The organism is Microbacterium sp. K24, from assembly GCF_004794465.1.
Taxonomy (GTDB): domain Bacteria; phylum Actinomycetota; class Actinomycetes; order Actinomycetales; family Microbacteriaceae; genus Microbacterium.
This window is the reverse complement of sequence record NZ_SSDJ01000138.1, coordinates 131,290-153,345: the sequence shown is the minus strand read 5'-3', so window position 1 is coordinate 153,345 and position 22,056 is coordinate 131,290. Positions and strand designations below refer to the sequence as shown.

The window sequence follows — 22,056 nt, the reverse complement described above, 5'->3', positions numbered from 1 at the left end:
GCCCGTCCTCCTTCGCGGGGGACGGGCTTTCGTCGTCGAGGGGCAGGGGCTCAGAAGATGAGGTTCGCCATCTCTCCGAGGAAGTCGAGGCCCTGCAGCTGCGCGAGCAGGATGATCACGGCGTACGCCACGATCGTCGCCAGCGGTACCCAGGCCATGAGCTTGTCCGCGCGCTCCCGTACTCTCTCCTTGCTCGTGAAGGTCCCGTTGCGGGTCAGATGGAGCATCGTGGCGAAGAAGGTCGGGATCGTGACCGCCCAGGTGACCATGCACCAGGGGCACAGGACGAACAGGTCGTAGAGGCTCTGGCCGATCAGCCAGCAGACGAGGCCGAAGGCGAAGGTGACGCCTGCACCGAAGGCAGCCCAGAACCACCGAGGGAAACGAGCGCCGGCGAGGAGGGCGACGGCGACGACGAGCGGCGCCATCCAGCCGGTCAGGCCCAGAAGCGGATTCGGGAAGCCGAAGACCTCGCCCTGCCACGACTGCAGGTTCTTGCTGCATTGGATGAACGGGCTCACGTCGCAGGCCAACGCCTCCTGCGGGTTCTCCAGCAGCGCGAACTTCTCGACGGTGAGCTGGAAGGCGGCGAACCAGCCGATGATGCTCGCGATGATCAGCCAGACGGCGTAGACGACGGGGCGGGTTCGCTGCTCGCTCATATGTGGAGTATCTCAGTGACGGCTATGGATGTGGCGAGAACAGGCCGGAGAAAACACCGCTCGACGGCGTGATGCCGTAATCGGAGCGACTTGGTGCGATAATGGCCTGTGATGCGATGAACGGCGCCGCCGCGACACGCATCGACGCAGACTTGGGGGCCCCATGCCCCACGCGATCAGAGCCATGAGCCGGTCGCACGCCGATTGAGTTCGCGGCACCCGCGGGTGTCGCACGAGATTTCGCGGAGCACCAGTGCACCGCGCAGGGAGTAAGCCAGAGATGGCCGATGAGAACAATGACAACAACGCCCCTACCCTCGACATCCCGGCTGACGCCGCGGAGCCGCTGACGGAGTCCGACGCTCCCGACGCCGACGCGACGCCGGAGGGTGAGGCCGAAGAGGCCGCATCCGACGAGGCGCCGGTCGAGGACTCCGCGTCGTCCGCCGACGGGGTGATCGCGTCCGACGACGCGGTCGTCGCCGCAGCCGAGGCCGAGATCGCGGCGGATGAGACGGACGGCGGATCACCCGCCTCAGACGTCGAGGAAGCTGTCGCCGCAGCCGAGGCTCTGAATGCGGATGAGACGATCGCGGCGGACGACGCGTCGCCCGCCGACGAGACGGATGCCGCTGCCGACTCGGATGCCGACGCCGAGGTGGTGGCCGAGGCCATCGTCGCAGCGAGTGTCGAGCTCGGGCCGGATTCGGAGCCCGCCGAAGAGATCCCCGCGGAAGAGAAGCCCGCGGAAGAGAAGCCCGCGGAAGAGAAGCCGGCAGCTGACGCACCCGTGACCGCGGTCTCACTGGGCCTGCTGCCCGAGGTGTTCGTCTCGCAGGTCTCCACGCAGCTGCACTTCTACGCCCCGGAGATCGTTCCGCTCCCGGCGCGCCCCGAGCGCAACGAGCGCATCTTCGACCGCATCGCCGAGCGCGACCAGGACGAGCCGGCATCCGCACGTCGCGGCCGTCGTCGCCGTGGCGGTTCCGACGGAGACGACCAGCGCGACCAGCGCGACGAGCCGCGTCAGCGTCAGCGCGTCGTCGAGTACATCACCGAGCCGAAGGCCATCAAGGGCTCCACGCGTCTCGAGGCGAAGAAGCAGCGTCGTCGCGACGGCCGTGACGCAGGGCGCCGCCGCCCGGTCGTGACCGAGGCGGAGTTCCTCGCGCGCCGTGAGTCCGTCGACCGCAAGATGGTCGTCCGTGCGAAGAACGGCCGCACGCAGATCGGCGTCCTCGAAGACGGCGTCCTCGTCGAGCACTACGTCGCCCGCAACCAGGACGCGTCGCTCATCGGCAACGTGTACCTCGGTCGTGTGCAGAACGTGCTGCCCAGCATGGAGGCCGCGTTCGTCGACATCGGCCGCGGCCGCAACGCCGTGCTGTACTCCGGCGAGGTCGACTGGGACGGCGTCGAGACCGGCAACCAGCCCCGCCGCATCGAGCTCGCCCTCAAGCCGGGCGATCGTGTGCTCGTGCAGGTCACGAAGGACCCCATCGGCCACAAGGGCGCCCGTCTGACCAGCCAGATCTCGCTCCCGGGACGCTACCTCGTGTACGTGCCCGGCGGATCGATGAACGGCATCAGCCGCAAGCTTCCCGACAACGAGCGCGCCCGTCTCAAGCGCATCCTCAAGGAGGTGCTCCCGGAGTCGTCGGGCGTGATCGTGCGCACCGCGGCCGAAGGCGCCACCGAGGACCAGCTGACCCGCGACGTGCAGCGTCTCACCGCGCAGTGGGAGCACATCCAGAAGCAGGTCGAGAACCAGCAGGCTCCCGCACTGCTGCACGCCGAGCCGGACCTGCTCGTCAAGATCGTCCGTGACGTCTTCAACGAGGACTTCACGAAGATGCTCATCCAGGGCGAGGAGTCGCAGCGCACCATCCGCGCGTACCTCGAGAGCGTCGCCCCCGACCTGCTCGAGCGCACCGAGGCCTACGAGGACGAGACCGACCCGTTCGACGCGTTCCGCATCACCGAGCAGATCGAGAAGGCGCTGGACCGCAAGGTGTGGCTGCCCTCCGGCGGTTCGCTCGTGATCGACCGCACCGAGGCCATGACGGTCGTCGACGTCAACACCGGCAAGTTCGTCGGCTCGGGCGGCAACCTCGAGGAGACGGTCACCAAGAACAACCTCGAGGCCGCGGAGGAGATCGTCCGCCAGCTGCGTCTGCGCGACATCGGCGGCATCATCGTCGTGGACTTCATCGACATGGTGCTCGAGTCCAACCGCGATCTCGTGCTGCGCCGCCTCATCGAGTGCCTCAGCCGCGACCGGACGAAGCACCAGGTCGCCGAGGTCACGTCGCTCGGTCTGGTGCAGATGACCCGCAAGAAGCTCGGTCTCGGCCTGCTCGAGACCTTCAGCGAGGCGTGCGAGGTGTGCGCCGGCCGCGGCGTCATCGTGCACCACGATCCTGTCGTCAAGCACCGCTCCAGCAGCAACGGCAACGGCGGCAACGGCAACGGCAATGGCGGGAGCCAGGGCAACCGCCGCCAGCGCGGCGGCAACGGGCAGAGCCAGAGCGCCCCGCCCGCCCCGAACGTGACCCACAGCATCCCTGAGGGGGCGAAGTCCGCTCTCGCGCAGATCGCCGCCTCCACTCTCGCGCCGAGCCTCGAGCCGGTCGAGGTCGCCGCGGATGCGGGTTCGGCCGAGTCCGTGCAGACCGCCGCTCCCGAGCGCGCGAAGAAGCCGCGCAAGAAGCGCGGCTCCGACCGCAAGGGACCCAAGTCGCCGGCCGAAGCGCTGCTCGATTCGGTGCTCGACGCCCTGCCGGAGCCGAAGGCCCCCGGTCAGGGACGAGGACGCCGTCGCGTGACCACTGCCGCGCTCACGGGCACCCCGGTGTCGGTGAACAACGACGCGTCAGCGGCGCCGGTCGCGACCGCGGACTCGGAGTCCTGACGCGATCAGGCGACGCACGAGCTCTCTGCCCTCGACGTGCTCGGCGCCCCCGGCGATGAGCCGGGGGACGAGTTCTGCGGGCACGTCGTAGTGGTCCAGGTCGAAGGCCCTGGCCGGGACGTCGTGCGCCTTCGCGAAGGCGTGCAGCTCGTCGAGATCCGCATCGCTGACCAGGTGCGCCCAGAGGCGCCCGTGCGCGGGCCACAGCGGATCGTCGATGAGTACGGTCATCCCGCCAGCCTATGGCTCGGACACGCCACCCGGCTCGCTTTGCGACACCAGCCCGCATCCGGTAAAGTAGTCCCTTGGTGCGTATGCCGTCCCGTCCTCGTCGGTCGGAGCGGAGAGCCTTGCCTTCGCACTCGTCGTCCTGCGACGCATGCAAGCAACAGTCTTCCCGTGAGATTCTCGGAGCCCACGTGCTCCCCAACGAAACAGGTATGAAGTGGTTTACGCAGTAGTGCGCGCCGGTGGGCGGCAGGAGAAGGTCGAGGTCGGCACGATCGTTCAGCTCGACCGTGTCAAGGCTGCCCAGGGCGAGAAGATCGAGCTCGCCGCTGTGCTGCTCGTCGACGGCGCTACGGTGACCACCGACGCTGACAAGCTGGCGAAGGTCAAGGTCACGGCCGAGGTCATCGGCAACCTGCGCGGCCCGAAGATCGTCATCCAGAAGTACAAGAACAAGACCGGTTACAAGAAGCGTCAGGGCCACCGTCAGGAGCTCACGCGCGTCAAGATCACCGGCATCAAGTAAGACCGAGGAGACCAGGACATGGCACACAAAAAGGGCGCAAGCTCCACCCGTAACGGTCGTGATTCCAACGCTCAGCGTCTCGGCGTGAAGCGCTTCGGCGGCCAGCAGGTCCTCGCCGGCGAGATCATCGTCCGCCAGCGCGGCACGCACTTCCACCCCGGCGTGAACGTCGGCCGTGGTGGCGACGACACGCTGTTCGCCCTGGCCGCCGGTGCGGTGCAGTTCGGCGCGAAGGGCGGCCGCAAGGTCGTCAACATCGTCGCCGCTGCTGAGTGATCACAGCGCGAGAGTAATCATCCGGACGGGGCGGGCTTCGGCTCGCCCCGTCCGTGTATCTGCCCGCCGAATGCTCGGCCGGGCTCGAAGTATCAAACAGGAGGAGATCCGGACATGGTCACGTTCGTCGACACCGTGACCCTGCACCTGCGTGCAGGCAAGGGCGGCAACGGCTGTGTCTCGGTGCACCGCGAGAAGTTCAAGCCTCTCGGCGGCCCGGACGGCGGCAACGGCGGCGACGGCGGAGACATCGTGCTCGTCGCCGACTCGCAGACCGGCACCCTCCTGTCGTACCACCACTCGCCCCACCGCAGCTCCGGGAACGGCGGTCCCGGAATGGGCGACCACCGCTCTGGCTTCCTCGGTGAGACGCTGGAGCTTCCGGTTCCCGTGGGCACCGTCGTGAAGAACACGGCCGGCGAGGTGCTGGTCGACATGATCGAGCCGGGGGAGCGCTTCGTCGTCGCCGCCGGTGGTCAGGGCGGTCTCGGGAACGCGGCGCTCGCGACGACGAAGCGCAAGGCGCCCGGGTTCGCTCTCCTCGGCACGCCGGGGTACGAGGGCGATGTCGTCCTCGAGCTCAAGACCGTCGCCGACATCGCGCTGGTGGGCTACCCGTCCGCCGGCAAGTCCAGCCTGATCGGTGCGATCTCCGCCGCTCGGCCGAAGATCGCCGACTACCCGTTCACCACGCTGCACCCGAACCTCGGGGTGGTGCAGTCGGAGAACTTCCGGTACACGGTCGCCGACGTGCCGGGCCTCATCGAGGGCGCGAGCGAGGGACGGGGCCTCGGCCTGGAGTTCCTCCGCCACGTCGAGCGCTGCACCGCACTGCTGCACGTGCTCGACTGCGCCACGCTCGAGCCGGGCCGCGACCCGATCTCCGACCTCGACGTCATCCTCGCCGAGCTCGGCGCGTACGAGGTGCCCGAGGGGCAGACGCCCCTGCTCGAGCGTCCGCAGATCATCGCGCTGAACAAGATCGATGTGCCGGAGGCGCGCGACCTCGCCGAGATGGTGCGCCCCGACCTCGAAGCCCGCGGGTTCCGCGTCTTCGAGATCTCCACCGTCTCCCACGAGGGCCTCCGTCCGCTCACCCTGGCCCTCGGCGAACTCGTCGAGAAGCACCGGGCCGAAGCGGTCGTCGCCGCTCCGAAGGAGCGGGTCGTCATCCGTCCTCGCGGTGCCAAGAAGGACTTCTCGATCCGCGTCGAAGGCGGCACCTACGGCAACATCTACCGCGTCCTCGGCGACAAGCCGGTGCGCTGGGTGCAGCAGACCGACTTCCAGAACGAGGAGGCCGTCGGATACCTGGCGGACCGCCTCGACAAGCTGGGCGTCGAGGACGAGCTGTTCCGCGTCGGCGCCGTGCAGGGATCGACCGTCGTGATCGGCGAGGGCGACAGCATCGTGTTCGACTGGGAGCCGACGATGCAGTCCGCCGCCGAACTGATGGCCGCTCCGCGAGGAACCGACCCGCGTCTCGCGCCGAACGATCGTCGTACGACGTCGGAGCGTCGCGCCACGTACTACGAGCGCATGGATGCCAAGGCCGCTGCTCGTGCGGAGGTGGAGGCTCAGCGCCTCGCGGCTTACCGCGAGGAAGGCGAGTGACCGCTCGCATCCGTGCCGACCTCGCGACGGCATCCCGCATCGTGGTGAAGGTGGGATCCTCGTCGATCAGCGGCGAATCCTCCTGGCGCATCCCGGTGCTGGTCGAAGCCCTCGCCGCGGCGCACGGGCGTGGTGCGGAGGTCGTCCTGGTGTCCTCGGGCGCCATCGCGACCGGCATCCCGTTCCTGCGGCTCGACGCACGCCCGACCGACCTCGCCACCCAGCAGGCGGCGGCAGCGGTCGGCCAGAACATCCTCGTCTACCGGTATCAGGAGTCGCTGCGCCCCTTCGACATCGTCGCCGGGCAGGTGCTGCTCACGACGGGCGACCTCGAGAACCCCACGTCGCGCTCCAACGCCCGCCGGGCCATGGAGCGCCTGCTGGGCCTGCGCATCCTCCCGATCGTCAACGAGAACGACACGGTGGCGACGCAGGAGATCCGGTTCGGCGACAACGACCGACTCGGCGCTCTCGTCGCGCAGCTCATCGAGGCCGACGCGCTCATCCTGCTCAGCGACATCGAATCCCTCTACACGAAGCCGCCGTCCGACCCCGGGGCGGAGCCCATCGACACCGTCGCGCCCGACGCCGACCTCAGCGGACTCGAGTTCGGTGCGACCGTCGTGAACAGCGTCGGCACCGGGGGAGCGGCGACCAAGGTCTCGGCCGCACGCCTGGCCGCGGCATCCGGCATCGGCGTGCTCGTGACGAGCGCCGACCTCGTCGACAAGGCCCTCGCCGGCGCCGACATCGGAACCTGGTTCGAACCCGCGATCTCCTAAACTGGGCGGATGACCGACCAGACCCCGCAGGTGCGCCTGGAGCGCGCCAAGGAGGCGTCTCGCGCCACCGCCGCTCTCACCAGCGACGACAAGGAACGCGCCCTCGAAGCGATCGCCGTGGCGCTCGAGCAGAACGCAGCGCGCATCATCGCGGCGAACGCCCGCGACGTCGCTCGCGGGAACGACGAGGGGATCGGCGAGTCTCTCATCGACCGTCTGCGGCTCGATGAGAAGCGTGTGGCCGCGCTGGCGTCCGCCGTGCGCCAGGTGGCGGCCCTCGCCGACCCGGTCGGTCGCGTCGTCGGCGGGCACCGGATGCCGAACGGCGTCACCCTGGAGCAGGTGCGGGTGCCGTTCGGCGTGGTCGGGGCGATCTACGAGGCTCGCCCGAACGTCACGGTGGACATCGCCGCCCTGGCGCTGCGGTCGGGCAACGCCGTGGTCCTCCGCGGCGGAAGCGCGGCACGCGACTCGAACACCGTCCTGGTCGAGATCATGCGGGATGCCCTCGAGGCGGCAGGGGTGACCGGAGAGGCGATCCAGACCGTCGACGACTTCGGACGCGACGGCGCGAAGGCGCTCATGCACGGCCGCGGCTTCATCGACGTGCTCGTGCCTCGCGGAAGCGCCGGCCTCATCGAGACCGTCGTCACCGAGTCGACCGTGCCGGTGATCGAGACCGGGGCGGGCAACGTGCACATCCTGCTCGACGAGACCGCGCCCGATGATTGGGCGCGCGACATCGTCGTGAACGCCAAGGTGCAGCGTCCCAGCGTGTGCAACGCGGTGGAGACCGTGCTCGTGCACCGGCAGGCCGCACCGCGGCTCATCCCGCTCGTGGCCAGCGCGCTGCAGAGCGAGGGCGTGGCGATCCACGGTGACGACATGGTCGCCGGCCTGGTCTCGAACGTGATCCCGGCCACCGAGGAGGACTGGGAGACCGAGTACCTGAGCCTGGACATCGCCATCAAGGTCGTCGACTCCCTCGACGAGGCTCTCGAACACATCCGCAGATACAGCACCGGCCACACCGAGTCGATCATCACGACCGATTCGCGCAACGCGGAGCGCTTCCTCGCCGAGGTCGATTCGGCCGTGGTCATGGTGAACACCTCGACCCGCTTCACCGACGGCGGCGAATTCGGTTTCGGTGCGGAGGTCGGCATCTCCACGCAGAAGCTGCACGCCCGTGGTCCGATGGGGCTCGCCGAGCTGACCAGCACGAAGTGGCTCGCGCGTGGATCGGGTCAGACCCGCGGCTGAGGGCTAGACTGGGGGACGCTGTCCCGCTCAGGAACCCGAAGAGCACGCCACGAAACGGAGTCACGATGAACCTCGTCGCACAGATCGCGATGGCCGCCGCCGAAACCGAGCACCACGGCAACGTCCAGCTCGAGACGCTGATCTTCGGAGTCATCGCCATCATCGTCTTCGCGTTCCTGGCTCTGGTGACGCTGTCGTACAAGAACGTCGCCAACCGTCACTCGGCGAAGGCCGAGGCCTGGGCGGCGAAGCACGGCAAGGACGGACACGAGGCAGGACACGGCCACTAGGCCCTTCATGAACACTGCTGCGACCACGCGCACCCCGCGCATCGGCGTGATGGGCGGTACGTTCGACCCCATCCATCACGGTCACCTGGTCGCCGCGAGCGAGGTCGCGCACTCCTTCGATCTCGACGAGGTCGTCTTCGTCCCCACGGGACACCCGTGGCAGAAGTCGGACGTCACCCCCAGCGAGCACCGCTATCTGATGACCGTCATCGCCACGGCATCCAACCCGCAGTTCACGGTCAGCAGGGTCGACATCAATCGTGAGGGACCGACCTACACGATCGACACGCTCCGCGATCTGAAGCGAGATCGACCGGACGCCGAGCTCTTCTTCATCACCGGAGCCGATGCCGTAGCGCAAATTCTCAGTTGGAGGGACCATGATGAGTTGTGGGAATTGGCTCATTTCGTCGCGGTCTCCCGCCCAGGACACGTTCTGAGCACGGACGGCCTCCCGAGCGACAACGTGAGCCAGCTGGAGGTGCCGGCGCTGTCGATCTCGTCGACGGTCTGCCGTGAACGCGTTCGCGACGATCAGCCGGTCTGGTACCTGGTCCCCGACGGAGTCGTTCAGTACATCGCGAAGCATCATCTGTATCGGAGCAAGGCATGAGTACATCGGATCAGCAAGAACACGGTCCGCTGACGCGCAAGCAGCTGCGGGAGATCCGCCTGACGGGATCCACTCCCGTCATCACCCCCGAAGAGGCCGCCGCCGCGGCCGAGGCTGCTCCGCCGGCGCCACCGCTTCCCCGCCCCGCCGAGCCGGTCGAGGTCCCGCCCGCACCGGTCGCCGATGAGGCATCCGACTCCGGCGCACCGCTGACCCGCCGCCAGGTGCGCGAGCAGGAGCGGATCAAGACCGCGTCGGTCGCCGTGGTCGGCGAGGACGAGTCCCGCGTCGAGGAGCCGGTCGACGCTCCCGTCGCGGAAGAGGCTGTCGATGTGGCCCCCGTGGAAGAGCCTGTCGCCGAGACTCCCGTCGCCGAGGAGCCCGTCACCGAGACTCCCGTCGATTCCGTGCCCGAGCAGTCGTCCGCGATCGTCTCCGGGGTCCCGGACTTCGCGGCTCCTGCTCCCGCCGCTCCCGCGCCGTCCGACACCGCGGGCGACGACGATGACGTCGACGACGAGATCGTCGTCGAACCGGTCCGTGCTGCGGAGGCCGCCGACAGCGTGGGTGTCGTCCCGCTCGAGGTCACCGAGGAGCCTGCGGAGACGTCGGATGACGTCGCCGCCGTGTTCGGGTTCTCCGGCGAGAGCGATCCTGTGGTCGCCGATGACGACGACGTGCTGGCGGATGTCGAAGACGCGGATGACGACGACGTCGTGGCGGATCCTCGCCCGACGGTCAACTCCGCGTTCGGGGAAGGTCTGCTGACCGACTCGCCGGAGCCGCACGCGCCGTTCCGCCCGTCCTTCGACGAGCTGCTCACGGTCGGCGACTCGACCGGCTCGCAGCACTCCGCGCCGAACGCTCTCATCTTCACCCCCTCGCCGGGTGAGGGATCCCTGTCGGGTCCCGTCGCCTCCACGGGCGAGATCCTCGTGACCGGCTCGTACGAGCTGCCCCGAGGGCTCGGCTCGCAGGGTCACGCGCACGGCACCACCGACGGCAAGGACGTCGACGCCGTCCTCATCGACGGCGAGCTCGCCCCGGCATCCTCGCCCACCCCGATCGCCGCCAGTGCAGCGGTCAGCACGATCAAGCCCGCCGGCGAGATCATCCGCCCGCCGGCGCCCGAGAAGGGCAACCGGCTCACTCTCGTCCTCACCATCATCGTCGGGGGTCTGGCTCTCGCTCTGGCGGTCGCTCTGGTCGTCGCCATATCTACGAATGTGTTCTGATGCAATCACCTGAAACCGCCGAAGAGATGCTGCGTCTCGCAGCACAAGCCGCCGTCGACAAGGGCGGAGAGGACCTCGTCGCGCTCAACGTGTCGGAGCCTCTGCCGCTCGTCGACATCTTCCTGCTCGTCACCGGCAACAGCGAGCGCAACGTCGCCGCGATCGCCGACGAGATCGAGGATCGACTGATCGAGTCGGGTCACAAGCGCGTGCGTCGTGAAGGCCGTGCGGAGGCCCGCTGGGTGCTGCTCGACTTCGGCGACCTGATCGTGCACGTCTTCCACCAGGAGGAGCGCGTCTACTACGGCCTCGAGCGCCTCTGGAAGGACTGCCCGGTCGTTCCGATCGAGGTCGCCGAGTCCGAGCCCGCCGCAGATCGTTCCTGACGTGGCTGTGCACCTGATCACCGGTGCAGGCTCCGGCATCGGCGACGCCGTCGCCCGCCGACTGCTCGACCGCGGCGATCAGGTCATCGCCGTGGCACGAGACGCGGGGCGCGCCCGAGAGATCGCGGCGCAGCTCCCCGGTGCATCGACGCTCGTCGCCGATCTCTCTCAGCCGGGCCGCATCTCGTGGGCGCTCTCGAAGCAGCACCTTCCGGAGCGCATCGACTCGCTGCTGCACGTGGCCGGCATCGTCGATCTCGGAACCGTCGCGGATCTCGCGCCGACGCTGTGGGATCAGCAGCTGGCGGTGAACCTCGTCGCCCCCGCCGAGCTCACGCGACTTCTGCTGCCGGTGCTGCGCGTGTCGCGGGGCCAGGTCGTGTTCGTGAACTCGGGTGCCGGGTTGCGCGCCAACGCCGGGTGGGGCGCCTACGCGGCCTCGAAGCACGGGCTCAAGGCGCTGGCGGACGCGCTGCGCGCCGAGGAGTCCGAGCACGGTGTGCGCGTGACCTCGATCTATCCGGGCCGTACGGCCACCCCCATGCAGGAGCGCGTGCACCAGCAGGAGGGCAGCGAGTACGACCCCGAGCGGTTCATCAGCGCGGATGCCGTCGCGACGACGATCCTCACGGCTCTCGATCTCCCTCGCGACGCCGAGATCACCGACCTGACGGTCCGTCCCGGCCGCTGAGCTCTGCCTCCGGCGGAGGCGTGCGTCAGGCCGTCAGCCGGGTCCTTCGAGCCAGCATGCCGCGCTCGGCGCGCGTCTGCGGCGGGATGGCCGACAGCAGCGACTGCGTGTAGGGGTGGGTCGGGTTCGAGTAGACCTCTTCGGTGTCGCCGATCTCGACCATGTCGCCGAGGTACATCACGGCGACGCGGTCGGCGATGTGGCGCACGAGCGAGAGGTCGTGAGCGATGAAGACGATCGACATGCCCAGCCGTTCGCGCAGATCGCAGAGCAGGTCGATGATCTGCGCCCGGATCGACACATCCAGCGCCGACACCGGCTCGTCGCACACCAGCACATCGGGGTCGAGGGCGAGAGCACGGGCGATTCCGATGCGCTGGCGCTGACCGCCGGAGAACTGATGCGGGAAGCGCGATCCCATCTCGGGGGTGAGCCCGACGAGCTCGAGCAGCTCGGCGACGCGCTCACGGCGGCTGGAGGCGGTCCCGGTGCGGGTGGCGGCCAGCGGCTCGGCGATGATCTGCTGGACCGTCATCCGCGGATTGAGCGACATGTACGGGTCCTGGAAGACCATCTGCACGCCGCGGCGCAGGATCCGACGGTCGCGCAACCTGCCCCGCGTGACGTCTTCATCGCGGTAGCGCAGGGTGCCGGCGTCGGGGGAGTCGAGGCCCACCAGCATCCGCGCCAGAGTGGACTTGCCGCTGCCGGATTCGCCGACGATCGCGAGGATCTCTCCGCTGTGCAGCTGGATGTCGACGCCGGCGACGGCGGCGACGCGGTGCGCCCGGCGCCCGCTTCCCGAGCGGAACGTGCGCTCCAGGCCGCGTCCGTCGAGGATCGGCGTCGAGCCGTCGGTCTCCGCGGCGGCGGTCACATCCCGAGGCACCGCATTCAGGAGCTGCAGGGTGTACGGGTGCTGGGGCGCGGTGAGGACGTCGTCCGCCCGCCCGGCTTCGACGATCCGCCCGGTGCGCATCACCGCGACGTGGTCGGCCACCTCCATCACGACGCCGAGGTCGTGGGTGATGAGCAGGATGCCGATGCCCAGGCGATCCCGCAGCGACAGCAGCAGGTCGAGGATCTGCGCCTGCACGGTGACGTCGAGCGCGGTCGTCGGCTCGTCGGCGATGATGAGATCCGGTTCGAGCGCGATCGCCATGGCGATCAGGATGCGCTGCCGCTGGCCGCCCGAGAACTGGTGCGCGTAGTCGTGCACCCGCTTCTCCGGGGTGGGGATGCCCACCAGAGTCAGCAGCTCGACGGCGCGCGCCAACGCCGCACGACGGCTGACCGTGCGGTGGGCGCGGATGAGGTCGACGATCTGATCGCCGATGCTGAGCACCGGGTTCAGCGCGGAGAGGGCGTCCTGCATGACGAGACTGACCTTCACGCCGCGCAGACGGCGGTGCTGCTCGGGGGAGAGGGAGAGGAGGTCGGTCGTGCCGAGCGTCATGCTCGTCGCCTCGACGTCGCCGTTGTCGATCAGGCCCATGATGGCGCGAGCGGTCATCGACTTGCCCGACCCGGATTCACCGAGGAGGGCGAACACCTCGCCGCGGCGGACCGTGACGTCGATGCCGTCGACGACGCGATTCGACCGCCCGTCAGTCGACAGGGTGACGGTGAGCCCGCGGACGTCGAGGACGACGCCGTTCTCCGGCGGTGACGTGTTCTCCATGCTTGCCATCATGTCAGGAGAATACCTCTGAATTGTTTCGAACAGGAAACATCTCAGCCGAAATTGTTCAGCAAGGTTGACATGTGCGCCGAAATCAACGAGATTCGAGGAAATCTCCCACTCGTCGATCGGGAGAGGCATCCGCATCACCGAACCGAAGGAGCGCATTCGTGCTCGAAGAAGCAGACCGGTACACCGGCTACACCGCCTACGACTACCTCGAAGCTGGCAAGGACTATCGCGAGTTCCGCTACGCCAAGCAGATCGGCCGCGTGCCGGCCTACGAGGGTCTCGACCTCAGCGACGCGCAGAAGGAGCGCACCGAGCGCCTGCTGCGGGAGGAGACCGTCATCTCCCTGCACGAGCACGTGCAGGTGTTCCCCGAGGACATGGGCGAGCTCCGCGACCACATCCGCCAGGGCCGCGAACCCACCGGCTACCAGGGGCTGGCGCGCTCCGGTCTCACCGCTGTCTTCGACAACGGCATGGACGGCACCTGCTGCATCTCCAGCGATGCCGGCTGGAAGTACCAGGACGTGCTGTTCGATCTCGGGGTACGCATGGCCGACCTCGCGCACCAGGACTTCGTGATCAAGGCCGAGTCGATCAAGGACATCCGCTACGCGGCGGAGACCGGTCGCGTGGCCCACATCTTCGCGCTCGAGGCGTCGACGATGATCGAGAACGAGGTCGACCGCCTCGACGTCCTGTACGGCTTCGGCGTGCGCCAGATGGGCATCGCCTACTCCGAGGCGAACATGCTCGGCGGCGGGCTCAAGGAGCGCGGCGACGGCGGGCTCACCTACTTCGGCGAGCGCGCGGTCGAGCGCATGAACAAGCTCGGCATCGCGATCGACATCTCGCACTCGGGCGACCAGACATGCCTCGACGTGATCGCACACTCGAAGAAGCCGGTGTTCATCACCCACGCCGGCGCGCGCGGGCTGTGGCCGACCAACCGCATGAAGACCGACGAGACGATCATCCAGTGCGCGAAGCGCGGCGGCGTGATCGGCATCGAGGCCGCTCCGCACACGACCATCTCGCCCCAGCATCCGAAGCACTCGCTGGAATCCGTGATGGATCACTTCCAGTACTGTGTCGACCTGGTGGGTCTGGAGCACGTCAGCTTCGGCCCCGACACCCTGTTCGGCGACCACGTCGGACTGCACGACGCCTTCTCGTCGAACCTCTCGCTCGGCCAGGCGCACGCCAACGTCGAGTACGAGAAGCAGCCGTACGTCGACGGCATCGAGAACCCGGCCGAGGCGTTCTACAACATCATCGGCTGGCTTGTGAAGCACGACTACTCCGACGACGAGATCCGCGCCGTCGTCGGTGGGAACACCATGCGCGTACTCGAGGAGGTTTGGGTCTGATGAAGCACAGCAAGTACCTCGCGCTCGGCGCGGCCGCGGCTCTCGCCGTCGGTCTCGCCGCCTGCGCGCCCACGGCCCCGGAGCCGGGGGAGACATCCGGCAGTACCGGGCCGAGCGACGAGACGCTCAGCATCGGCACGACGACCGACGTCGTGAACTTCAACCCGGTGCTCGGCAACAGCCGGACCGACTCGTGGATCACGAACCTGATGTATCCGCACCTCTTGAGCATCAGTGAGGACGGCACCAAGGAGGCCCATGTCGCCACCGACTGGGGCTACGTGGACGACACCACCGGCTTCTACGAGATCCGCGACGACCTCACCTGGAGCGACGGCGAGCCGCTGACGGCGGAGGATGTCGCCTGGACCCTGAACGCGGTCAAGCGCGACCAGGCGCCGGGCACGTTCTTCGGGCAGCTCGGCAACCTCGACACGGCGACAGCCGTCTCCGACACCCGCGTCGAGCTCACGCTCACGCAGCCGGATTCGTCGATCATCGACGAGATCGGGTTCTGGGGCGTCGTCGTGCCGCAGCACGTCTTCGAGCCGAAGGGCTCGATCGCGGAGTTCCCGAACGACGGCAGCGACGGCGGCTGGGTCGGCATGGGGCCGTTCGTGCTGGACGACTTCCAGGTCGGCCAGCACTACACCCTGAAGCGCGTCGAGGACTATCCGCTCATCGACGGCGGAGTCCCCGGTCCCGCCGAGGTCGTCTACCGCGTGTACCCGGACGTGAACACCGAGATCCTGGCTCTGCAGAGCGGCGAGATCGACGTGATCGCCAACGCCCTCCCGCCGGCGCAGGTCGAGCAGCTCAGCAACACCGACGGGCTGCAGGTCATCGAGGCGGCGGGTCTCGGCTACGCGCACCTCGTGTACAACATGGAGAAGCCGGACCTCGCGAAGACCGAGGTGCGTCAGGCGCTCGCCCACGCGGTGGACTACGACGCGATCCGCACCGTGGTCCTGCAGGACCAGGCCGTGTCGACCGGTTCCAGCGCGCTGATGCCGGTGCTCGCGAAGTACTACGACGACTCGATCAAGGAGTACGAGTTCGACCCCGAGAAGGCGCGCTCGCTCATGGAGGACGCCGGGTACACGGCAGACGCGAACGGCAACTTCCCGGTGTCGTTCCGCTTGATCTACTCGCTCCAGGACAGCGTCACCAGTCAGTGGGCTCAGCTCGTGAAGGACACCGCGGCCGAGGCCGGCATCACGATCGAGCTCCAGGGCACCGAGCGGAACACCTACCTCTCGATGACCAACGCGGGCGACTACGACATCTACGCGGGCAACTTCGCCATCATGGACGACCCGGTGACGAACTTCGCCCTGTCGTACCTGCCGGGCGGTGCGATCAACTACACCCACGTCGACGACCCCGAGCTGAACGCTCTGATCGAAGAGGGCATGGTCACCTTCGATGAGGACGAGAAGATCTCGATCATGCGCGACGCCAACAAGATCGTGCACGAGCAGGTCTACGACAACATCATGTACACGCAGAACCTGTTCTTCGCCGCCAGCGACGAATGGGACGGATTCATCTCGAAGCCGAGCGAACTGCTGTCGATCGTGAACCCGCTCTCGCTCGCGAGCGCGCACCCGGTCGAATAACACCACTGAAATCTCGAGGAAGGTCGCCCGGGTGTCCCGAGCATCGTTCATTCTCCGTCGCGCAGGTCGAGGTCTGCTCACGATCTGGTTCGCCGTGACCGTGACGTTCCTGCTCCTGCGGCTGCTTCCCGGTGACCCGGCCCTGGCGCTGGCGAGCCCGAACATGACGGAGGCCATCCGGGCGACCATCCTCGAGCAGTACGGGCTGGACCAGCCCCTGATCGTGCAGTACGGGCTGTACATGTGGCAGCTCGTCCAGGGGAACCTGGGCATCTCGTTCACCCAGTCGATTCCCGTGCTGGATGTTCTGCTGCAGCGGCTGCCGTGGACGCTCCTGCTGACCATGACCGCTCTGGTGCTGACGATCGTCATCGGCATCCCGCTCGGAGTGGCCGCAGCCTCGCACAAGGGCCGCTTCATCGATCGTGCGGTGCAGATCGTCGGCGTCACCGGGCAGTCCCTGTTCGTGCCGAGCGTCGCGATCCTGCTGCTGTTCGTCTTCGGGCTGAACCTCGGCTGGTTCCCGATCGGCGGCGCGTACACGAACAACACCTACGGCCTCGAGTGGTATCTCAGCGTGGCGCAGCACCTCGTGCTCCCTGCCGTGTCGCTCATGCTCATCCAGGTCGGGTCCTACGTGCTGACGATGCGCTCGACGCTCATCGAGACGCTCGGCGAGGACTACATCCTGCTGGCGAAGGCCAATGGGCTCCGTGGCCGTCGGATCCTCTGGAAGCACGCGCTGCGCAACGCCCTGCTGCCGACGACCACCCTGATCGGCCTGCAGCTCGGCTTCCTCGTCGGCGGCGCCGTACTGACCGAGACGGTGTTCGCCTACCCGGGCATCGGACGCGGCATCTACGAGGCGGTCACGCAGCTCGACTTCCCGGTGCTGCAGGGCGCGTTCCTCATGCTCGCCGCGACCGTCGTGGTCGCCAACACGCTCACCGACATCGTCTACGGCTACCTCGACCCGAGAGTGAAGACCTCATGACCGCGCCGCTTCCTTCCTCCGTCCCGCTGGTGCCCAGCGAGCCCGCCGCGGTGGGCAGCGAGCGCGCCAGCGCCCACACCTGGCGTGCCTTCCGCCGCGACCCGCTCGGCATGATCTCGCTCGGACTCCTGATCCTGCTCGTGATCGTCGCCCTCGCAGCGCCCCTGATCGCTCCATACCCGGCGAGCTACGGCCCCGATGTGCTGCGTCCGCCGAGCGGCGACCACTGGTTCGGCACCGACGCCCTCGGGCGCGACGTGTTCGCCGAGGTCATCTGGGGCACGCAGCAGAGCGTGCTCGTCGCGGTGGCGGCCTCGGTGATCGCGATCGTGTTCGGCACGATCATCGCGGTGCTCGGCGCCTACTTCCGCAAGCTCGACAGCATCATCAGCGTGATCGTCGACATGACGCTCTCGCTGCCGGTGCTGCCCCTGATGATCCTCATCGCGGCTCTGGTCGGTCCGAGCACATCGACGATCATCTTCGTCGTCGCGGCGTTCTCGTGGCCCGAGGTGACCCGTCTCGTGCGCTCGCAGGCGCTGACGGTGGTCGGTCTGCCCTACGTCGACGTCTCGCGCCTCATGACGACGTCGCCGCTGTGGATCATCTCGCGGCACGTGCTGCCGGCGGTCACCCCCGTGGTCGTCGTCTCGGTCGTGGTGACGGCGTCGCGCGCCGTGCTCTCCGCGGCAGGACTCGCGTTCCTCGGACTGGGAGATCCGACGAGCTGGTCCTGGGGTCGCGTGCTCTACGAGGCGCAGCAGGCCGGGGCGATGGTGAGCGCGTGGTGGCTGACGCTCTTCCCGTCGATCGCGATCCTGATCCTCGTGCTCTCCGCGACCCTGCTCTCGATCGCCTACAACGACGCGCGCAACCCGCGCCATCTCGCCCGCTAGGAGCCACATGACCGAGTTCGATCAGCGTCTCGACCCTGCGTTCTTCGACCGTGTGCAGGCACGGGTGCGCGAGCGCATGGCGGAGGAGGGGTTCGACGCCTTCCTCACCGATCACCCCGAGGACATCGCGTACCTCACCGGATTCTTCCACCACCCGTCCGAGCGTCCGGTGGCGGTCTGGCTCGAGGCCGACGGCCGCGTCGTGATGCTCCTGCCGGAACTCGAGCGGGAGTATGCGCTGTCGCAGTCCTCCCGCGCCGAACTGGTCGCGTTCTTCGAGTACCCGGGTGTCGTCGCGCCGTTCGAGGTGCTCGCGTCGACCGTATCGCCGCGCGGCCGTGTGGGGTTCGCCTCGACGATGCCGTATCAGCGCCTCACCGCGGCACGTGCCGCGATGAGCGGCGCCGAGCTCGTCGGATCCGACCTCCTCACCCGCGCACGGTACGTCAAGTTCCCCGAAGAGGTCGCCCTGCACCGCGAGGCCGCGCGCATCACGGATCGGATGCTGGAAGCCGGCGTGCAGCTGGTGACGGATGCCGTGTCGGCGGGAGGTGACCTGCCGACCGAGACCGAGCTCGAGCGTCACGTGACGGCGGCCGGCACATCGCTGATGTATGCCCAGCACCGCAACGTCGTCGTCGCCTCGCTGCTCGCGGGTGGTCTGGTGTACTCCGGTGCGAACTCCGCGTTCCCGCACGGTCTGCCGTCGGTGAACCGGCTCAAGGCGGGGGACACCTTCATGCTCTCGCTCGGCTGCGCGGTCGGCGGGCGCTTCATCGAGGGGGAGCGCACCTTCGTGCTCGGCGAGCCGACGGCCGATCAGCGGCGCTACCACGACACGATCCACGCGGCGCAGCAGCTCGGACGCGAGACGATCCGGGCGGGGCTCGAGTGCCGTGAGGCGAACCGCCTCTGCCTCGACGTGATCCGCGAGGCCGGCCTCGGCGAGTTCATCCGCCATCGCCAGGGCCACGGCATCGGACTCGGCATGCACGAGGCGCCCTGGCTGGAAGACGGGGATGCGACGCTGCTCGAGGCGGGCATGGTCGTCTCGAACGAACCGGGGATCTACGTGCCGGGGCATGCCGGCTACCGCATCAGCGACAGCATGCTCGTGACCGACCACGGCGCCGAGGCGCTGACCACCTTCCCGCGCGGTCTCGACGACTGCACCATCGCGCTCTGACGCATCCGATCTCGAGAAAGAGGACGACATGACATCCACCCCGCCAGTTTCCCCGGAGTTCGCCGCCGCGACGAGCGACCACCAGTGGGTCGAGATCAACGGCAACCACCTGGCGGTCGAGGTGCTCGGTCCCGAGGGCGCCCCGGTCATCATCACCCACCACGGCGCGCCCGGTCTCGGCTCGCGCGCGGAGCCCCGCGCGAGCTTCGGGCGCCTCGTCGACGAGTACCGCGTCGTCGTGTTCGACGCGCGCGGCAGCGGACAGAGCGAGGGCGAGGGCACGTACAGCCACGAGCAGTGGGCGGCCGACATCGACGGCCTGCGCGAGTGGATCGGCGCCGAGAAGATCGTGATGGCCGGAGGATCGTACGGCGGGTTCATGACGATGGAGTACGCGCTGCGCTACCCGGACCGGGTCGCCGCGGTCATACTGCGCGACACCTCGGCCGACAACTCCAATGCGCACCTGGCGCGGGAGAACGCTCTGGCGTCCGACCGCGTGACCATCGACATGGAGAAGTTCGACCGCATCGACGAGGGCCGGGTCCGCGACGACGAGGATCTGAAGGACTGCTGGCGGGAGATCCTTCCGCTGTACGACTTCGTCTACGATCCCGAGGCGACCGAGCGCAAGGTGCAGGCGACGCCGTACCGCTACCGCGCCCACAACTACGCGTTCTCGGTGAACCTGCCGAACTACGACCTGAAGCCGCGTCTGCACGAGATCGCGGTGCCGACACTCATCACCGTGGGCCGGACGGACTGGATCACGCCAGTATCGTGTAGCCAGGTGATCGCCGATCTCATTCCGGACTCCGAGATGGTGGTGTTCGAGAAGTCGGGTCATTCCCCGCAGATCGAGGAGGCAGAGGCGTGGACCGATACCGTGCGCACGTTCCTGCATCGGGTGTACCCGCCGCTGACGCGATGAGCAGCACCCACATCGGCCGCGAGTTCAGCGATCTCGACCGTCGCATCGTCGTCGCCCTGCAGCAGGACGGCCGCGCGAGCTGGACGTCGATAGCCGATTTCGCCGGAGCATCCGTCTCGACCGTCACCCGTCGCGGCCAGCAGCTGCTCGCCGAAGGCGTGGTGCAGGTGGGGATCGTGCCGACGCTCGGGAGCGAAGGGCATGTGGAGACCTTCTTCGTGCGGATCAACTGCACGCCCGGGGCGCAGCTGGCCGTCGCGCAGGAGCTCATCGGATCGCCCTACGTGCGGTTCGTCACCCTCGTGACCGGCAAGTTCGACGTCTTCGCGGAGGTCGTGATCCCCGGCGATTCGGCCACGTACGCGCACGTGCTCACCGATCTCCAGGGGATCCCGGGCGTCGAGCGATGGCGCAGCGACCTGGTCGTGCACACCTACAAGGTCAGCTTCGACTGGGGCCGTCAACTGTACGACGCGCACGCCGAGGCGACGAGCGACCCGAAGTCGTACATGCCCGCACCGAACACCTGCGATCCGTCGCACTTCGACGATGCCGACCGCGCGATCGTCGCCGAGCTGCGGCACAACGGGCGCGCGTCGTTCCTCTCCATCGGCGCGAAGCTCGACATGAACGAGAGCAGCGTCCGCCGGCGCTACGAGCGCATGCGCAACGGCGGCTGTCTCACCACGGTGACGATGGTTCCGGCATCCGCTCTGGGGATGAGCGCGGAGACGCTGCTCATCCTGCGGGTCGAGCCCTCGAGGATCGCGTCGGTCGCGCAGACGCTGTCGCAGCATGTGTCGGTCCGCTTCCTCGCCGCGGCTCTTGAGGAGAACTCGCTGTACTGCGAGATCATCCTCCCCAGCACCGAGACCCTGCACGACTTCCTCACCGGCACGATCGCGCATCTGAAGGGCGTCCGTGGCTGGAACGCATCGATGGAGCTGGTGTTCATGAAGCGCGGCTTCATCGAGACGCCGTGGTGGCGTGCCCAGGTGGCATCCGCGGGGGCGATCGACGTCGACGCCTGATCCCCGTGCGCGTCACGAGGGGCGCGACCTGTCAAGGGGCTCCCCGCAGGGTGCGTTCCCGACCAGAATCTCCTCCAGAGAGAGTCCATTGGAGGGCCCAGCCGATGTCAGACGTGCCAGATCCCCGCTATGTGTTGAATCGCCTCACGTCATCGGAATGGGTCATCAACGACCTGCGGTATCCGCCGAACGACACCCGCCACCTGGTCGCCTGCGTGTACGAGGTGGCCGAGACCGAGGTCGAGGTGAACTGGCTCCGCGAACTCCCGCTCGCCCTCCGGTATGCATCGGCCTTCGAAGTGCTCGAGGACATCGACCGATTGCACCGATCGGCACGGTCCACCGGACCGATCGCCGTGGCACCGGCACCGACTCTTCTCACGACGTAGAGAGAGCCATGGGCAAGGGCGCCCATGACAGAAGCGCACCCTCACGGATCCCGTGGGGGTGCGCTTCGTCGTCCTGCTCAGGCGTCGTCGTCGTCGACGTCCGCCTCGGCGGCGACACGGTCGGCCTCGGCACTGTCGACGAGCGCGTCGTCGACGTCGGTGTCGGGAACGTGCTCGCCGTCGACGACCTTCGTCGGGACGCCGTCGGGCTCGCCGTCGTCCGGGAAGGGGACGACAGGAGGAATCGGGTTGGACATGATCGCATCCTTTCGCTCAGTGGATCTGGATGCCGCCACCGTACGGCGGTGCGGTCACGCGAGTGAGCGGGTTGACCGGGATCGGACAGCGCGCTAGGACGGAGAAAGCCCCCGGTGACCCGGGGGCTTCGTTGTGGACCTGAGGGGACTCGAACCCCTGACCCCCTGCATGCCATGCAGGTGCGCTACCAGCTGCGCCACAGGCCCAGACGCTGC

The 22,056-nt window shown here is 68.1% G+C and carries 23 protein-coding genes and 1 tRNA gene; 19 read left to right on the top strand and 5 right to left on the bottom strand.

Annotation, left to right across the window (positions count from 1 at the left end; all coding sequences use genetic code 11):
• Positions 1-50 precede the first annotated feature (50 nt).
• Positions 51-662, bottom strand: a complete 612-nt coding sequence (locus DW306_RS15350; RefSeq protein ID WP_136056454.1) for a vitamin K epoxide reductase family protein — start codon at positions 660-662, stop codon at positions 51-53.
• A 280-nt stretch (positions 663-942) separates the two neighbouring features.
• Here DW306_RS15350 and DW306_RS15345 point away from each other — a divergent pair, with 280 nt between their 5' ends.
• Positions 943-3,573, top strand: a complete 2,631-nt coding sequence (locus DW306_RS15345; protein WP_240747218.1) for an Rne/Rng family ribonuclease — start codon at positions 943-945, stop codon at positions 3,571-3,573.
• On the opposite strand, the gene DW306_RS15340 is transcribed toward DW306_RS15345, so the two are convergent.
• Positions 3,535-3,804, bottom strand: coding sequence for a DUF4031 domain-containing protein (locus DW306_RS15340; RefSeq protein ID WP_136056453.1), 270 nt, complete (start codon positions 3,802-3,804; stop codon positions 3,535-3,537). The two genes, DW306_RS15345 and DW306_RS15340, sit on opposite strands and share 39 nt — an antisense overlap.
• Before the next feature lie 214 nt (positions 3,805-4,018).
• Here DW306_RS15340 and rplU point away from each other — a divergent pair, with 214 nt between their 5' ends.
• The 10 genes from rplU to DW306_RS15290 all read left to right on the top strand — a co-directional run bounded on the left by rplU (position 4,019) and on the right by DW306_RS15290 (position 11,477).
• Entirely contained in the window at positions 4,019-4,327 is a 309-nt protein-coding gene (gene rplU, locus DW306_RS15335; protein ID WP_168429346.1) for a 50S ribosomal protein L21, read from the top strand.
• Positions 4,328-4,345: 18 nt separating this feature from the next.
• Positions 4,346-4,603, top strand: coding sequence for a 50S ribosomal protein L27 (gene rpmA / locus DW306_RS15330; RefSeq protein WP_028501603.1), 258 nt, complete (start codon positions 4,346-4,348; stop codon positions 4,601-4,603).
• Positions 4,604-4,717: 114 nt separating this feature from the next.
• Positions 4,718-6,217, top strand: a complete 1,500-nt coding sequence (gene obgE / locus DW306_RS15325) for a GTPase ObgE (protein WP_136056452.1) — start codon at positions 4,718-4,720, stop codon at positions 6,215-6,217.
• Complete coding sequence (gene proB, locus DW306_RS15320) at positions 6,214-6,999, top strand: glutamate 5-kinase (RefSeq protein ID WP_136056451.1); 786 nt, start codon at positions 6,214-6,216, stop codon at positions 6,997-6,999. Before obgE ends, proB begins: the two co-directional genes overlap by 4 nt.
• A 9-nt stretch (positions 7,000-7,008) precedes the next feature.
• Positions 7,009-8,262 carry a glutamate-5-semialdehyde dehydrogenase gene (locus DW306_RS15315; RefSeq protein ID WP_136056450.1) on the top strand — a complete coding sequence of 418 codons (1,254 nt, stop codon included), beginning with the start codon at positions 7,009-7,011 and terminating at the stop codon, positions 8,260-8,262.
• Between the two features lie 65 nt (positions 8,263-8,327).
• The gene (locus DW306_RS15310; RefSeq protein ID WP_136056449.1) at positions 8,328-8,552 is read left to right on the top strand and encodes a hypothetical protein; all 225 of its coding nucleotides are present in this window, start codon (positions 8,328-8,330) and stop codon (positions 8,550-8,552) included.
• Positions 8,553-8,559: 7 nt separating this feature from the next.
• A complete protein-coding gene (gene nadD / locus DW306_RS15305; RefSeq protein ID WP_136056448.1) occupies positions 8,560-9,165 on the top strand; it encodes a nicotinate-nucleotide adenylyltransferase in 606 nt (201 codons plus the stop codon).
• The gene (locus DW306_RS15300; RefSeq protein WP_136056447.1) at positions 9,162-10,400 is read left to right on the top strand and encodes a hypothetical protein; all 1,239 of its coding nucleotides are present in this window, start codon (positions 9,162-9,164) and stop codon (positions 10,398-10,400) included. The genes nadD and DW306_RS15300 overlap by 4 nt, the downstream gene beginning before the upstream one ends.
• Complete coding sequence (gene rsfS / locus DW306_RS15295) at positions 10,400-10,786, top strand: ribosome silencing factor (RefSeq protein WP_136056446.1); 387 nt, start codon at positions 10,400-10,402, stop codon at positions 10,784-10,786. Before DW306_RS15300 ends, rsfS begins: the two co-directional genes overlap by 1 nt.
• Position 10,787: 1 nt before the next feature.
• Positions 10,788-11,477: an SDR family oxidoreductase gene (locus DW306_RS15290; protein ID WP_136056445.1), complete on the top strand. Its 690-nt coding sequence runs from the start codon at positions 10,788-10,790 to the stop codon at positions 11,475-11,477.
• 25 nt (positions 11,478-11,502) lie between these two features.
• Here the strand turns inward: DW306_RS15290 and DW306_RS15285 are convergent, their stop codons facing one another.
• Positions 11,503-13,170: an ABC transporter ATP-binding protein gene (locus tag DW306_RS15285; RefSeq protein WP_240747217.1), complete on the bottom strand. Its 1,668-nt coding sequence runs from the start codon at positions 13,168-13,170 to the stop codon at positions 11,503-11,505.
• Positions 13,171-13,328: 158 nt separating this feature from the next.
• Here DW306_RS15285 and DW306_RS15280 point away from each other — a divergent pair, with 158 nt between their 5' ends.
• The 8 genes from DW306_RS15280 (at position 13,329) to DW306_RS15245 (ending at position 21,583) form a co-directional block, all read left to right on the top strand.
• Positions 13,329-14,537 (top strand): membrane dipeptidase, encoded by a 1,209-nt coding sequence (locus DW306_RS15280; protein WP_136056444.1) that lies wholly within the window; start codon positions 13,329-13,331, stop codon positions 14,535-14,537.
• Positions 14,537-16,156, top strand: a complete 1,620-nt coding sequence (locus DW306_RS15275) for an ABC transporter substrate-binding protein (protein WP_136056443.1) — start codon at positions 14,537-14,539, stop codon at positions 16,154-16,156. Before DW306_RS15280 ends, DW306_RS15275 begins: the two co-directional genes overlap by 1 nt.
• 31 nt (positions 16,157-16,187) lie before the next feature.
• Positions 16,188-17,150 (top strand): ABC transporter permease, encoded by a 963-nt coding sequence (locus DW306_RS15270; RefSeq protein ID WP_136056442.1) that lies wholly within the window; start codon positions 16,188-16,190, stop codon positions 17,148-17,150.
• A complete protein-coding gene (locus DW306_RS15265; protein ID WP_136056441.1) occupies positions 17,147-18,046 on the top strand; it encodes an ABC transporter permease in 900 nt (299 codons plus the stop codon). Before DW306_RS15270 ends, DW306_RS15265 begins: the two co-directional genes overlap by 4 nt.
• Positions 18,047-18,053: 7 nt before the next feature.
• Positions 18,054-19,232: a Xaa-Pro peptidase family protein gene (locus DW306_RS15260; RefSeq protein ID WP_136056440.1), complete on the top strand. Its 1,179-nt coding sequence runs from the start codon at positions 18,054-18,056 to the stop codon at positions 19,230-19,232.
• A gap of 28 nt (positions 19,233-19,260) precedes the next feature.
• Positions 19,261-20,163: an alpha/beta hydrolase gene (locus tag DW306_RS15255; protein ID WP_136056439.1), complete on the top strand. Its 903-nt coding sequence runs from the start codon at positions 19,261-19,263 to the stop codon at positions 20,161-20,163.
• On the top strand, positions 20,160-21,194 hold the full coding sequence (locus DW306_RS15250; RefSeq protein WP_136056438.1) for an AsnC family transcriptional regulator: 1,035 nt from the start codon (positions 20,160-20,162) through the stop codon (positions 21,192-21,194). The genes DW306_RS15255 and DW306_RS15250 overlap by 4 nt, the downstream gene beginning before the upstream one ends.
• 104 nt (positions 21,195-21,298) lie before the next feature.
• Positions 21,299-21,583: a hypothetical protein gene (locus tag DW306_RS15245; protein WP_136056437.1), complete on the top strand. Its 285-nt coding sequence runs from the start codon at positions 21,299-21,301 to the stop codon at positions 21,581-21,583.
• Between the two features lie 77 nt (positions 21,584-21,660).
• On the opposite strand, the gene DW306_RS15240 is transcribed toward DW306_RS15245, so the two are convergent.
• The gene (locus DW306_RS15240) at positions 21,661-21,840 is read right to left on the bottom strand and encodes a hypothetical protein (RefSeq protein ID WP_136056436.1); all 180 of its coding nucleotides are present in this window, start codon (positions 21,838-21,840) and stop codon (positions 21,661-21,663) included.
• A gap of 134 nt (positions 21,841-21,974) precedes the next feature.
• Positions 21,975-22,047 (bottom strand) — tRNA-Ala (locus tag DW306_RS15235).
• Positions 22,048-22,056: the final 9 nt, after the last annotated feature.